13 protein-coding genes are annotated in these 13,796 nt (G+C 61.8%); 3 read left to right on the top strand and 10 right to left on the bottom strand.

Translation table 11 applies throughout. The annotated features are described in order from the left end of the window. Positions 1 to 27: 27 nt before the first annotated feature. A complete protein-coding gene (locus NKI66_RS07270) occupies positions 28 to 927 on the bottom strand; it encodes a LysR substrate-binding domain-containing protein (RefSeq protein WP_127291815.1) in 900 nt (299 codons plus the stop codon). 218 nt (positions 928 to 1,145) lie between these two features. Between NKI66_RS07270 and NKI66_RS07265 the strand changes: the two genes are divergently transcribed. The 3 genes from NKI66_RS07265 to NKI66_RS07255 all read left to right on the top strand — a co-directional run bounded on the left by NKI66_RS07265 (position 1,146) and on the right by NKI66_RS07255 (position 3,088). Next, a complete protein-coding gene (locus tag NKI66_RS07265) occupies positions 1,146 to 1,331 on the top strand; it encodes a hypothetical protein (protein ID WP_013531162.1) in 186 nt (61 codons plus the stop codon). Positions 1,332 to 1,669: 338 nt separating this feature from the next. Continuing rightward, on the top strand, positions 1,670 to 1,804 hold the full coding sequence (locus NKI66_RS07260; protein ID WP_023812324.1) for a hypothetical protein: 135 nt from the start codon (positions 1,670 to 1,672) through the stop codon (positions 1,802 to 1,804). A 345-nt stretch (positions 1,805 to 2,149) separates the two neighbouring features. After that, a complete protein-coding gene (locus NKI66_RS07255) occupies positions 2,150 to 3,088 on the top strand; it encodes a GlxA family transcriptional regulator (RefSeq protein WP_348625597.1) in 939 nt (312 codons plus the stop codon). Positions 3,089 to 3,164: 76 nt separating this feature from the next. Here NKI66_RS07255 and NKI66_RS07250 read toward each other — a convergent pair whose 3' ends face one another. The 9 genes from NKI66_RS07250 to NKI66_RS07210 form a co-directional block, all read right to left on the bottom strand. Continuing rightward, a complete protein-coding gene (locus NKI66_RS07250; protein ID WP_023812325.1) occupies positions 3,165 to 3,506 on the bottom strand; it encodes a peptidase inhibitor family I36 protein in 342 nt (113 codons plus the stop codon). A gap of 166 nt (positions 3,507 to 3,672) precedes the next feature. Continuing rightward, positions 3,673 to 4,521: a DUF1194 domain-containing protein gene (locus tag NKI66_RS07245; RefSeq protein ID WP_023812326.1), complete on the bottom strand. Its 849-nt coding sequence runs from the start codon at positions 4,519 to 4,521 to the stop codon at positions 3,673 to 3,675. Between the two features lie 84 nt (positions 4,522 to 4,605). Next, the gene (locus NKI66_RS07240; protein WP_023812327.1) at positions 4,606 to 7,167 is read right to left on the bottom strand and encodes a GcvT family protein; all 2,562 of its coding nucleotides are present in this window, start codon (positions 7,165 to 7,167) and stop codon (positions 4,606 to 4,608) included. Positions 7,168 to 7,321: 154 nt separating this feature from the next. Continuing rightward, complete coding sequence (locus tag NKI66_RS07235; protein ID WP_023812328.1) at positions 7,322 to 8,080, bottom strand: FkbM family methyltransferase; 759 nt, start codon at positions 8,078 to 8,080, stop codon at positions 7,322 to 7,324. Further along, on the bottom strand, positions 8,077 to 9,309 hold the full coding sequence (locus tag NKI66_RS07230) for a glycosyltransferase 87 family protein (RefSeq protein ID WP_023812329.1): 1,233 nt from the start codon (positions 9,307 to 9,309) through the stop codon (positions 8,077 to 8,079). Before NKI66_RS07230 ends, NKI66_RS07235 begins: the two co-directional genes overlap by 4 nt. A gap of 21 nt (positions 9,310 to 9,330) precedes the next feature. Beyond that, entirely contained in the window at positions 9,331 to 10,761 is a 1,431-nt protein-coding gene (locus NKI66_RS07225) for an aspartate aminotransferase family protein (protein WP_245273256.1), read from the bottom strand. 104 nt (positions 10,762 to 10,865) lie between these two features. After that, positions 10,866 to 11,873, bottom strand: a complete 1,008-nt coding sequence (locus tag NKI66_RS07220; protein WP_128304388.1) for an NAD-dependent epimerase/dehydratase family protein — start codon at positions 11,871 to 11,873, stop codon at positions 10,866 to 10,868. Next, the gene (locus tag NKI66_RS07215; protein WP_023812332.1) at positions 11,870 to 12,319 is read right to left on the bottom strand and encodes an EamA family transporter; all 450 of its coding nucleotides are present in this window, start codon (positions 12,317 to 12,319) and stop codon (positions 11,870 to 11,872) included. Before NKI66_RS07215 ends, NKI66_RS07220 begins: the two co-directional genes overlap by 4 nt. 123 nt (positions 12,320 to 12,442) lie before the next feature. Continuing rightward, entirely contained in the window at positions 12,443 to 13,795 is a 1,353-nt protein-coding gene (locus tag NKI66_RS07210; RefSeq protein ID WP_352751326.1) for an FAD-binding oxidoreductase, read from the bottom strand. Position 13,796 lies beyond the last annotated feature (1 nt).

Raw genomic sequence — 13,796 nt, 5'->3', positions numbered from 1 at the left:
CTCTATACTATCGTCCTTGCCAGCCGGTCAGAACTTGCCGGTTTCCCGGAAGACTTCGAAAGTCGCGCGGATGTGGTCGGCAACGGCCTTGACCGGGGCACTGGCATCCGGCGCCACCACCATTGCCAGATTGTAGGTCCCGATGTCGGGCATGCCGTCCTTCGGGCAGAGTTCGACCATGTCATTGCCGAGGAACGACTTCGGCAATGGCGCCACGGCGAGATCGGACATGATCGCGGCGCGCTGGCCGGCCGTGTGCGCGCTCATATAGGCGATGCGGTAGTTGCGGCCCTCGCGGCCAAGCGCGTCGAGCGCCCCGGCACGCCAGGCGCAGCCCTCTTCCCACAGCGATACCGGCAAGGGCTCGCGCAGATGCGCACAGCCGCCCTTGGCACCGGCCCAGACGATCGGCTCGGTCAGCAGCACCTCGGCGCCGAGCGCGCTGGTCTTGTAGGAATTGGTCAACAGCGTGATGTCGAGCGCCCGGTCGTCCATGCGCCGGCGCAGATTGCTGCTCTGGTCTATGGTGACGTCGACGGCGATCGACGGATGCGACTGCGCGAAACGCTTCAGCACATGCGGCAGCACGCGCTCACCGTAATCGTCCGGCGAGCCAAGCCGCACCACACCGACAATGTCGGGAATGATGAACTTCGACACCACCTCGCGATTAATGGACAGCAGCCGGCGGGCATAGCCGAGCAGCATCTCGCCGTCCGTGGTCAGCGACACCGAGCGAGCGTCGCGCGCGAACACGGAGCGGCCGAGAATGTCCTCGAGCTTCTTGATCTGCATGGAAACGGCCGACGGCGTGCGGAACACGGCATTGGCGGCGGTGGTGAAGCTGCCGGTCTCGGCAATCGCCACGAACGTGCGCAAAACATCGAGATCGAGCAGTGGCAGCGGATGATTGAGCGGGGCGTTCATGGCAACCGACCTTCAATTTTTCTGATACAAAACATCATTCCATTTCGTTTGATTGAACATCAGAATGGGTGGATAGTCAACTCCATCGAAGCAGTAGCTGCCCCAAGCAGCCATGAAACGACCTCGACACAGACCTGCATTCGACACGAAATGAAGTTGAAACAAACCCGCAGTAGCCAACTCGCTGTCTGGCACTAGCCAACCCAAAGGAGAAAGAGATGTCTATCCTGTCGTCCCTTGGTCGCATCGCGACCGAATTCAGCGCGGCACGCGCGCGCTATCAGACCGAGCGCGCTATCCGCTCCCTGCCGATCGAACTGCAGAAGGACATCGGCTGGCCTGAAGCTTCCGACACCAAGACCGGTACTCGCAATGGCATCGGATCCTGGGCTGGAGCAAAGTAGATCGTGTGTACCATGTGCTGAAGGCCTGCCGCGCAGCCCGCCCGGCAGGCCTTCTCTGTTTTACTTGTATTCAACTGAGCTTTGGAGCCATGTCGCCGGCGCATGACGCATATGAGAAAGCCGCATAGCGGCTCCTGTTTCCAATTAATGCCTTGTAAATAATCGTAAATTTTGGGCACCTTGCTCAAATCTGTCGCAATCGATGTCGCATTTCATATCAAGCGCTTCGCTTTTGCGATTTAGTTTCTACTTACACAAGCCTATATCAGCGCCAGCAAACGAGCTGCCCCACTCCATCAAGCGAAGGCGACCCGTCTAAGCAACAAATGGAGATGATTATGAAGCTTTTTGCACGCCTCTTTGCCCGCCGCGAAATGAACCTGACCACCGCTCTCGAGCGTCAGCGTCTTGCCAACACCATGCCCGGCCAGACCGGCGCCATGAATGCGGCGCGCCTCGGCTTCATCGCCTGAAGATTTCTAGAGGCAGCGCATCCCTGCCGCTGCTTTAAAATTGCAACGCCGCCTGGCTCCAGCCAGAGCGGCGTTTTGTTCTGTGCGCAGGCCGTACGTTGCCCGTCCCTTGAACAGTTCGTGCCACTTCCAGGGCTCGCTGCACGCCGATTGCCCATTTGCGACCCATGTCGCAAATTTAATCTTGTCGTAGCGGCGTAGCCGATTGACAGACATGGTTTTTCCTGATGTCGCTATGCTATTCGCGACATCCTGTTCGCGCCATGGCTGTGTGAGGTTCCCTTGAACGCGGTAAAGCATCCGATCAAGCGATCGTTTGTATTCTTCCTTATTCCCGATTTCACCATGATCGCTTTTGCGACCGCGCTCGACCCGCTGCGCTCGGCCAATCGCATGCTCGGCTACGAGGCCTATCGCTGGCGCCTCGCCAGCATCGACGGCAAGCCGGTGCGCGCCTCGAACGGGGTCGAATGCGCGGTCAACACCTCGCTCGAGGATGAGCGCAAGAAGATGGCAGGTCCCGACCGGCCGAACATGGCCATCGTCTGCAGCGGCATCAACGTCGAGCGCTACCAGAACAAGTCCGCCTTCGCCTGGCTGCGCGAGGAATACAATCGCGGCGTCGCCGTCGGCGGCCTGTGCACCGGCGCGCATATCCTCGCCGCCGCCGGCCTGTTGTCCAACAAGCGCTGCGCCATCCACTGGGAGAACCTGCCGGGCTTTTCAGAGGCGTTTCCGAAGGCCAATGTCTTTGCCGACCTCTTCGAGATCGACCAGAATATCTACACCTGCGCCGGCGGCACTGCCGCGCTCGACATGATGCTGAAGCTGATCGGCGACGACTTTGACGAGAACCTCGTCAACCGCGTCTGCGAGCAAGTGCTGACCGACCGCGTACGCAGCCCCACCGACCGCCAGCGCCTGCCGTTACGCGCCCGCCTCGGCGTCCAGAACTCAAAGGTGCTGACCATCATCGAACTGATGGAGGGCAATCTGTCGGAGCCGCTGTCACTGATCGAGATCGCCGACCATGTCGACCTGTCGCGCCGCCAGATCGAGCGGCTGTTCCGCACCGAGATGGGCCGCTCCCCCGCCCGCTATTATCTCGAAATCCGGCTCGACCGCGCCAGGCATCTCTTGATCCAGTCCTCGATGCCGGTGGTCGAGGTGGCGGTCGCCTGCGGCTTCGTCTCGGCATCGCATTTCTCCAAATGCTACCGAGAACTCTACGCCCGCTCGCCGCAGCAGGAGCGCGTCGACCGCAAGCAACTGCTGGCGGCCTGATCCGATACGCCCACGGACAAACAGGCTAGTGTCATGATATCGTCAGGCAGCGGCGCCCCGCTGCCTGGAACCAACCTCAGTAATCGTCGCAGGTGCATTCCGCCGAGGAGATACGGTCGTTCCAGTCGCTGCCGCCCAAATTGCGGATCCTGCGCGTGATCTCGATCGAGCGGCCGCCCATCCTAGAATCCTCATAGGCCACGAGCGTGCAGCCGCGGCGAACGATCACCGACGACACACGGTCATTCCAGAACTGGCCGCCACGAAAATTTACGGAATCCTCGGCACCCATGCCGATGGACCGCCCGCGAAAATTCCCGTTCTCGAACATGATACAGGCAGCCTGGTTGTATTGGGCGCTGGCGACGTCGGCATACAGCACGGACGCGACTGCGGTCAGGATGGCAAGACGTCTCATCGGTTTTTCCTCGGTTCGGCAGCGCTCCTGGCTGGGTCACGCGGCCTGCCCAGTTTGCCACTGCTTCGGTCGCGGAGGCAAGCCTGGAGCGTAAGCCCGAACAGGTAGGCAGCGGGGCAAGAGCGGGAGCCGGTTCGGCAAAGATCACGCTCAATGGGGAAGAGCTTTAGCGGCTGTCGAACATCCAGCTGCGGTTTCGCCACATTTTCTCGCCGACCAGACAATCGGTGGTGGATCTCTCCTGTGCCAATATCACCGGCGGATGCGCGGCTTCTTCCGCCGCCCATTGCGGCGAGGCCGGACCGGCGAGTTCCAACACCAGCTTGCGGCGAATGGCTTCGGGAAACTGCGTCCAGTCATTGACCGGGATCATGAAGGCTCCGGGACCACCAATGACGCAGTCGCTGTAGTAGCGATCGAGATTGCTGACGTCGTAGGCGCCGATGAAGCCGCCTCGCGTCATCAGCGGCAGGCCGTTGATGACGATGCCTTGCTTGATCAGCTCGTCGCGGGTCAGGTTGACCGGCGCGCCCTGATTGTTGGGGCCGTCGCCCGAAATGTCGATGACCCGCTTCGTGCCTCGGTAGCCGCTTTCGGCGAACAGGTCGTTGCCGAACTCCAGCGCTCCGGAGATCGAGGTGCGCCGCGCGCTGTTGGGCGGCTGCGCCGACAACTGCGCAACCACGCGCTCGGCGTCGGTGCGGCTGGCGATCACCGTCCACGGCACGATGACGCGCTGCCAGGTGGTACCGGCCCATTCGACATAGGTAACGGCGATCTTGCCATGGGCGCCGTCGGCAATGGCCTGCAGCACATTGTCGTGCGTCAGCGCCGCTGCGTAGCCGTGACGCTGGATCTCGAGTTCGTCCGGAGACATCGACAGCGAGACATCGACGGCCAGCACCAACTCGACATCGACGGGCTCGTCAGCTTGGGTCGCGGGCGTCAACCAGAGCGTCAGCGCGAACGCGGCGCAGCTTGAAAGGAAATGTCTTGCGCAGGCAAAAGCAGACATGCCGCAAGGGTAAGCGAAAACAGCCTGTTTAAAAAGGGAAAAGCCCGGCCAAGGCCGGGCTTTTCGTTCTCAAATTCTGCGGCTTCAACTGCGCGGCTTCAAATTCTCCGGATCATAAAGCGGCTTGTAACCGACAGCGGCGACTTCAACCGGATAGGTCTCGCCGAAATACTCGATAATGAGCTTGCGGCCTTCCTGGGCGTAGGCCCATGGCAGATAGGCGAGGCCGATGTTCTTGCCGATGGTCGGGCCATAGGCCATCGACGTGGTGAACGACCGGCGGCCGAGTTCGTCGACCAGCGTCTCGCCGGTCTTCGGGTCCATCACCGGCATCGTGCCGACAGGATAGCGGGCAACGCCTTTGGAATCGACATTACTGGTCATCACCAGCGTGCACAGCATGGCCGGTTGGCGCTCGCGGGCGCGGTATTCGACATGCTTGGCCTTGCCGCAAAAGTCGTTCTCCTTGACCTTCGGACGCGCAAGATCGGCTTCGAGCAGATTGTACTCGGTCAAAAGGTCGGCGTTCTGCAGGCGCAGGCTCTTTTCCATGCGGCGGGTGTTGGCATAGGTCTCGACGCCGAAGGGCATCACGCCGGTCGATCGCAGCGCGTCCCAGACAGCGAGACCGTCCTCGTAGCGCATATGCAGTTCCCAGCCCTGCTCGCCTACATAGGAGATGCGGAAAGCGGTGACATCCTTGCCGCCGATCCGGACCGGCTTGATCGCCGCGAATGGGAAGTTCTCAACAGAGAGCCCGTCCGGACTTTCGACCACCTTCTGCAAGGTCGCCCGGGCATTCGGCCCCCAGATGCCGATGGTGACATACTTCTCGGTCACGTCGGTGATGGTGACATCGAAACCTTTGTCCTGTGCCGTGCGGCGCATGTACTGGAAGTCGCGCGGACCGGCGTCGGCGCCATCGATCAAACGGCAGCGGTCGGCCATGCGGATGACGGTAAAGTCGGCGCGCACCATGCCTTCCTCGTCGAGGAAGTGGGTGTAGATACCCTTGCCGATGTTGTTGTCGCCGCCGATCTTGGCCGCGCAGAGCCATTCCAGCAGCGCGACATGGTCGGGACCCTCGATGTCGTACATGGCGAAATGCGACAGGTTGACGATGCCGCAATCCTCGCTCATGGCGAGGTGTTCGGCATTGGAGACGCGCCAGAAATGGCGGTTGTCCCACTCGTTCTCACGCACCGGCACCCGGTTGCCGTATTTCTCCAGCAGATGCTCGTTGGCGGCGTAGCCATGGGCGCGCTCCCAGCCGCCAAGCTCCATGAAATAGCCGCCGAGTTCCTTCTCGCGTTCCCAGAACGGCGAGCGCCTGATGTTGCGGGCCTTGGAGAACGGCTCGCGCGGATGCACTGCCGGATTGTAGACCTTCATCGCCGTCTCGGTGCAGCGATCCCAGATGAACTGCTCCTTTGTCTGGTGCGGATAGAAGCGCGCATAGTCGACGGCGTGGTGATCGATCGCGGTTCGGCCGTCGGTCATCCAATCGGCGATCAGCTTGCCCATGCCGGGGCCGTCCTTGACCCAGATGGCGACGGCATACCAAAGGCCCCGCACCTTCTGGCTTTCGCCCATCGACGGGCCGCCATCCGCGGTCACCTGCAAGAGACCGTTGAAGGAATGGCTTTCGTTATAGCCGAGTTCGCCGAGAATCGGCGTCAGCTCCATGGCGCGTTCGAGCGGCGCCAGGATCTGTTCCATGTCGAGATCGCGCTGCGAGGGTGAAAGCCGCGCCTGGTCCTTCTCCAGCAGGTCGCGCGGATGGCAAAGGCGCGGGTTGGTCTCTTCGTAATAACCCCATTCGACCTGCCCGCCCTCGGCGGTCCTGGGATCGCCTGTGTCACGCATATAGGCCGAGTTGCCCTGGTCGCGCAGCAGCGGCCAGCCGATCTCCTTGCCGGTGCCGGCAAACTCGTTGTAGGGGCCGAAAAAGGTCAGCGGATGGTCGATCGGCATGACAGGCAGATCCTCGCCGACCATTTCCGCGATCAGCCGGCCCCATATGCCGGCGCAGACGATGACATAGTCGGCCTCGATGGTGCCGCGATCGGTCACCACGCCTGAAATGCGGCCGTCCTTGACGACAAGCGACCGAGCCGGCGTGTTGGCGAAGGATTTGAGCTTGCCCGAGGCTTCCGCCTGGTCGACCAGCTTGCCGGCGACCGTCTGCGAGCGCGGGATGACCAGACCGGCATCGGGATCCCACAGGCCGCCCTGCACCATCGCTTCTTCGATCAGCGGAAATTTTTCCTTGATCTCGGCCGGTTCGATCAGACGGGCGCGCGTGCCAAACGCCTTGGCGGAGGCGATCTTGCGCTTGATCTCTTCCATGCGGCTGTCGTCGCCGACACGCGCAACCTCAAGGCCGCCGATACGCGCGTAATGACCCATCTTCTCGTAGAAATCGATGGAGTAGAGCGTCGTCCAGCACGACAGGAAATCGTGGCTGGTGGTGTAGCAGAAGTCGGAGGCGTGCGCGGTCGAGCCGATATCGGTCGGGATGCCTGATTTGTCGATGCCGACAATATCGTCCCAGCCGCGTTCGATCAGATGATGGGCGATCGATGCGCCGACAATACCGCCCAGGCCGACGATGACGACCTTCGCCTTTTTCGGAAACTCTGCCATTGCCCGCGACTCCAAAGTGATAAAGCGGGCGGACTATAGGGCGGAGCGGCAGGCCGATTGAAGCCTGTTTGCGACATTGGCAAAAAGCCGAGCGACCAGACGGCAGAATGCTTCACACCGGCGCCTGGGGCGGTTCGCTTTTCGGTGGGCTAACTCAGGCGAAGGCCCAGATGTCCTCGGCCTGAAAGCCGACCTGATAACCTGATGTCTTCAGCTTGACCACGACCTGGCCGATCTCCGGGGCGGGCAGCGCGCCGACCTCGACCTTGATCATGCCGGGGCGGTAGCGCTTGAGGTCCAGCTGTTCGAAGACGATCCAGTCGGCGCCCTCGCAATCGACGAGGAAAGCGTCGATATGGCTGATGCCGTTGCGATCGAGCAGCGTCTGCAAGGTCTCGGATGGCACCTCGATGTCCCTGAGATGCGGCGCGAACTTGTTGAAATTGGCGTCGGCCTCGCCCCAGGCATTCTTGCCCGACATCAGATTGGTGTCGGTGACCGACGAGCAGCCGATAAATTCGATGGGCAACGTGCCGGCCTCGAGGGCGGCGGCATCGAAGGTGTGGACGGTTATCGTGCCCTTTGTCTTCGTCACCGCCACCGGCTCGATGATGAAGCGGTCCGTGTCTGGATAATTGGCGCGCAGTCTCTTCTGGTTGTACGGGATCGGCTCGACCAGCATGGCCCGTGCACCGGGAATCCTGTGCAGCCAAGGCGTCACATCGTCGAACAGTGCGCCGTCGCAGGCGCCGACATTGACCATCTGGAACGGTCGCCCTGCACCACCAAAACGCGCCTTCAGCGCCGCCCTGGCCAGGAACTTGGTGCCGCGCAGCGACGGGCCGCGATCGAGAACGCCCTTGGGAAGAGCAAGCGACAGGGCAACGCGCGCCAGGCTGGATAGCGAACTCATGACTTGTCTCCGGGAATGATTTGCATGGCAGCGCGATTCTGGCCGCGAGCCACGGCTGCCCACAGCGCCATGAACGGCGTCGCCAGCAGCAGGAATGGCGGAATCAGATGGGGGAAATAGATGCGCGTGTCGTGGATCGGGAAGACGGTGAACTTCGCCAGCGCACCGAGCACCAGCGCCGCAAACAGGATGCCGGCGCGGCGATCGAGGCGGAAGCCGGCGCGGGCGGCAGCAAACCAGCCGGCCAGTGCCAGCACCGACACGCCGACCCAACTGTTCAGGCTGACGGCGCGCAGCAGCGAGGTGGCAAACGCCCTGAGATAGGTGGTGACCGAGAATGGCGGCTCGAATCCGTCCATATTGAAGTGCTGCTCGATGCTGGAGAACCACAGATGCGGCGCCCAGCCGGGATGATGCGCCCAGTGAGAGATGGCGAAGTAGGCCACGAAGGAAGCGGCAAAACCGGCCAGCGCACCCCATGCCCTCTGCCGGTACGCGACCAGCAGCACAGCGAAAATCGCCAGGAAAACAATGTTGTCCGGCCGTACCATGAAGGCGAGGAAGAGCAGGATCGCCGTTGCCACCTCGAGGCCGCGGACATAGGCATAGAGCCCGCCGAGCAGCAGCGCTGAAGTGAGCAGATCCGGTGTCGAAGCGCGTGCCGCATCGCCGAAATCGGCCATGATCAGCACCGCGCCGACGATAGGCGCCAACGCCAATGCCCCTGTGGAGCGTAGCCACATCAACGCGATCGCGCCAAACAGCAGCACGGAGAACACTGAGACCAGTCGCATTGCCTCGACCGGCGACATCACCGCGCTCAGTGTCGACAGGATCTCGGCATAGAGGAACTTGATCCGGTACATGCCGAGCAGTGAATGGAAGTCGGCGGCATTCTCCGTCATGTGACTGCGGAAGCCGCCTCCATCGTCGGTCAGCGCCTTATAGTCGCCTGCGGACACGCCCGATTTGACAGTGTTGTAGGCATAGTCATGCAGCGCCTGCGCATCGGGATAGGTGCCTTCCTCCGATATAGCGAGATAGGGCAGCATGTCCCAGTTGGCGTCGGGCATCACCCAGGCGGTGAACGCTGTAAAAAGAATGTAGAGCGCGAAGGCCGCCGCGCCGATCGGTGCTGCCAGCCGCGCATAAGTCCCCTCGCCCCACGCCAGACCGGCTCCGATGAGGCGGTCGAGCGGGTTTTGTGGATCGGGCGACTTGGTCAGCATCGTTGTACCCAGCGAACTCGCTTAACGAACCTGGCTTTTGACGAAATCCTTGACGATCGACACGATGCCGCGCGACAGCAGGCTGTCGAAGGCGTCGACGAAGCGGTCGACATGCTCGCGCTGGCAGATCAGCGGCGGCTCGAGCCGGATGACGTTGCGGTTGTATTCGGTGAAGGCGACCAGCACATCGTAGTCGCGCAACAGCAGCGCCCCGATGAAGCCCGACAGCGAACCCTTCAGCTTGTCGTCGAGCACGCTGACGATCGGCCGCAACACCATCGGCAAGGTCTGCGAGAAGTCGTGGAACTCCAGGCCGATCATAAAACCCCTGCCGCGCACCTCCTTGATGATCTTCGGGTACTTTTCCCTGAGCGTCTGCAGGCGCTGCAGCAAATAGTCGCCGGTGATGGCGGCATTGTCGATCAGCCCTTCATCATAGAGTACATTGAGCCCCTCGATCGAGGTGACGCAGGCCTCGCCCATGCCGCCGAAGGTCGCCATGGCATGGATCATCGCCGTTTTCGGCGTGCCATAGGCCTTCATGTAGACCTCGCGCCGCGCGATCATCGCGCCGACCGCCGCCTTGCCGGCGCCAAGCGATTTGGCCAGCGCCGTCACATCGGGAATGACGCCGTAATGCTCGAAGGCATAGAAGCGGCCTGACCGGCCATAGCCGCACTGCACTTCGTCGGCGACCCACAACACGCCATACTGGTCGCACAGCGCCCTTAGCTTCTGCCAATATTCAGCAGGCGCCTGGATGATGCCGCCGCCGCCCTGGATGGTTTCCAGCACGATGACGCCGACCTCCGGGTCGGAACGGAACAGGCGCTCGACCGCCTCGATGTCGGCAAACGGGATGCGGACCGTGTTTTCGGCCACCTTGAAGTCGGCGCGGTAGAGCTGGCCGTCGGTGATGCCCAGCACGCCCTTGGTCTTGCCGTGGAAGGAATTCTCGGCATAGACGATCTTCGGTCGCTTCGGACCGGCGGCGCGCTCGGCGAGCTTAACCGCCGCTTCCATCGCCTCCGAGCCGGACGAACCCAGAAACACCATGTCGAGATCGCCGGGCGAGCATTTGGCGATGTTGTGCGCAAGTGCCGCCGCATATTGCGACATGAAGGCGATGGCGATTTCCTGGCGCTTCTCCTCCTGGAATTTCTTGCGTGCTTCCAGGATGCGCGGATGATTGTGGCCGAAGGCCAGCGATCCGAAACCACCGAAGAAGTCGAGGATCTTGCGGCCGTTCTGGTCGATGTAGAACATGCCTTCGGCACGCTCGATCTTGATCTTGTGGAAGCCGAGCAGCTTCATGAAGTGCAGCTGGCCGGGGTTGAGATGCGCCTTGAACAGGTCGGTCATGCGGGCGACGTCCATCGCCTTGGCCTGCTCGACGCTGATCAAATCGGGCTTGGCGATGGTCGCTGGCGACAGCGACGGCGCGCTGACCATGGTGCGCAAATTGGTCTGTTCGGGCTTGGCCATGACGGTCATTTCAATCTCCTGTCTGCACGCACGACCAGGATCGGGCGCAACGAAAGCTGTTTTGCGAGCCGCTATTCGGCGGGCACATGTTTGGTGGCGACTGCGTGGCCGGCTTTCTTTGCGCGGTACTCGCTATAGGCGGCGATCAGCATGTCCTCGTCGCGATATTGCGGCACCCAGCCGAGCTGGCGCCCGGCCTTGGACACGTCGAGCACGCAGTCCTCGTCGGCGATCAGATACTGTTCCGGGTCCATGATCGGCATGTTGAAGAGGTCGAGCAGGTCGAGCGTGCGCTTGACCGCCCAGCCCGGTGTCGGGATCAGGATCGATTTCGAGCCGGCATGCCGGATCAAATCGCCGAGCAATTTCTTGACCGGCGGCGGGTTGAGCGAACCCAGATTATAGGCCTCATTAGGCACACCGGCCTTCCAGGCCGCGCGCGCGGCCTCGGCGCAGTCGAACACCGAGATGAACTGATAGGGGTTCCTGCCCGAACCGATCATCGGCACGGGAAGGTTCCAGTCGATCAGCTTGAACAGCTTTTCCAGGATGCCGAGCCGGCCTGGGCCGATGATCAGGCGCGGGCGAAACAGCGAGATCGACATGCCGCGCTTGCGCCATTCGGCCGCCAACTCCTCTGTCTTCTGCTTCGACCAGCCATATTCGCCCAGCGGCGCCACCGGGTGCTCCTCGGTCATCGGCTGCGTGACCGTGTGGCCGTAGATCATGTCGGTCGTGTAGTGGACGAGTTTTGTCGCACCGGCTCTGTCCATGGCCTGCATGATGTGCTCGGTGCCGTGGAAATTCACCGGGAAAAAGAAATCGTGCCGCTTGGCCCGCACCTGGATCGGCGACAGCATCTTGGCCGACAAATTGTAGACCATATCATCGGCCTTCAGCCCGACCGCCGCGACCGACGCCGGATCGGTGACGTCGCATTGGATAAAGCGGACGGTGCGGTACTGCGGCAGGTCGCTCTTGACGACGTCGGCGACGACAACCTCTTCACCATCGGCCACAAGCTTCGGAGCAAGGTGGCGGCCGACGAAACCGTCACCGCCGAAAATCACATGTCTCATCGAATGATCTCGTTTGCTTGGATCTTGTCGGGCATGATGGAAGCGGTCTGGTCCTCATGCCCTTGCTTACCCAAATCCCGGCCACTTTGCGCGATCAGCACCGTGCCGACGCAGATGAAGGCGATGCCGGCGATCCGCCAGCCATTGAGGTCCTCGCGGAAGACGAAATAAGCGAAGATGGCGACGGCAACATAGGCGAGGCTGAGGAACGGATAAGCGAAGGAGAGCTCGACCTTGGACAGCACATAGAGATGCGAGGCCATCGAGATGACGAAGGTGCAGAGGCCAAGGAACACCCAGGGGCTGAAAACGATCTGCAACAGCTTGACGAGCGGATTGACGCCCTCGAACGAGATCGGCCCGAGCGACATCATGCCTTGCTTCAGCATCAGCTGTGCGGCGGCATTGGTCATGACCGTAAAGAGAATGAAGACGATGTATTTCATGTGTTCCGAGCCACCCCTTCATGCTTCCTATTACAAACCAGCAAACATTTCGTGAAGCCACAAGAATGTTTTGAGTGAATCATGGATTTAACGATCGATAACCAAGAATTACTCAAGTTATATCTATTCCGCTGCCTCGGCTACGCAGCGCCGCGTGTCGAGCTTCCTTGCCGTCCGCGCCCAGAAACTCGATAGGAAGGCGGGATCGCGAAGCAACTCCAGCCGCGGCCATTCGGGAAAGGACGAAGCGAAGATGTCTGCGCCCATACGAGCATCCTTGTAGGGATTGACGGCGCCGCCTGCCTCGACGGTGATGCGATCGAGTTCCCGCAACAAGGCCAGCGTCGCAGCCCCCCTGTTGGGGAAATCCAGCGTCAGCGTGTAGCCGGGACGCGGGAACGACAGCAGCGCCGGCGAGCGGATGGAGCCGAAGCGTTTCAATACGGTGAGGAACGAGCCCTGCCCGGCTTGCCTTGCAGCCGCAAGCAATGCCGGCACGGCCTCGCGCGCCGCCGCTTCCGGCACCACGCTCTGGTGTTGGAAAAGCCCTTTCGGCCCATAAAGCCGGTTCCAGTCGCGCACGCCGTCGAGCGGGAAGAAGAAGCCCTGGTAGCCACCCTGGCGCGGCGCCGTCGACCGCCCCTTCTTCCACCTGTAGGCGGCGTTGAAGGCGGTCAGGAACGGCCGGTTGAGCACATTGAACGGCGGCTGGACCGGCACCGAGAGATTGCCACCGGCGCGCGAGGCGGCATGCGAGCCGTGCTCGGCATGATTGCCTGTAAACAGCAACCCGCGACCGCTATTGCGGCCGCCGGCAAGTTGGTCGATCCAGGCGACCGCATATTCATTGGCCTGATCGGCCGCCTCGGCCAAACCGAAGAACTCGTCGAGATCGCGAAACGGCGTCGCCTTTTCGACGATGTCGAGCGAATGAACCCGCATCAACCGGATCGAGGCAGACAGGATGAGACCGGTCAGCCCCATGCCGCCGATCGTCGCCGCAAACAGGCGCGCATTGTCTGCTGCCGAGCAGCGATAGGTCCTTCCGTCGGACCTGAGCAGCGTGAAGCTCTCGACATGGCAGCCGAAGGTGCCGCGCCGGTGATGGTTCTTGCCATGCACGTCATTGGCGATGGCGCCGCCGAGCGTGACGAATTGCGTGCCTGGCACAACCGCCGGAAAGAAGCCGTAAGGGGCGGCGTGGGCGATGATGTCGGACAACAGCACGCCGGCATCCGCCTCGAGAACACCGGTTTCGGCGTTGAAGGCGTGGATGCGGTTCAGCGATCGCATATCGACGACCGCTCCGGCCTCGTTCTGGCAGGAATCGCCGTAGGAGCGGCCATTGCCATAGGCAAGCAGCGACGCCGGCTTGGCCCGACCGCCCTTCAGCAGCGCGATCGCCTCATCGGCCCCGATGGCGCGCGGCGCCGGCGGTGTGGCAAGGCCAAAGCTTGGGAAACGTCCGGCGGCCATG

This window comes from Mesorhizobium sp. M0518 (genome assembly GCF_040321125.1).
GTDB lineage: Bacteria > Pseudomonadota > Alphaproteobacteria > Rhizobiales > Rhizobiaceae > Mesorhizobium.
Note: the sequence above shows the minus strand (reverse complement) of the source record. Positions and strands in the feature narration are given on the sequence as shown.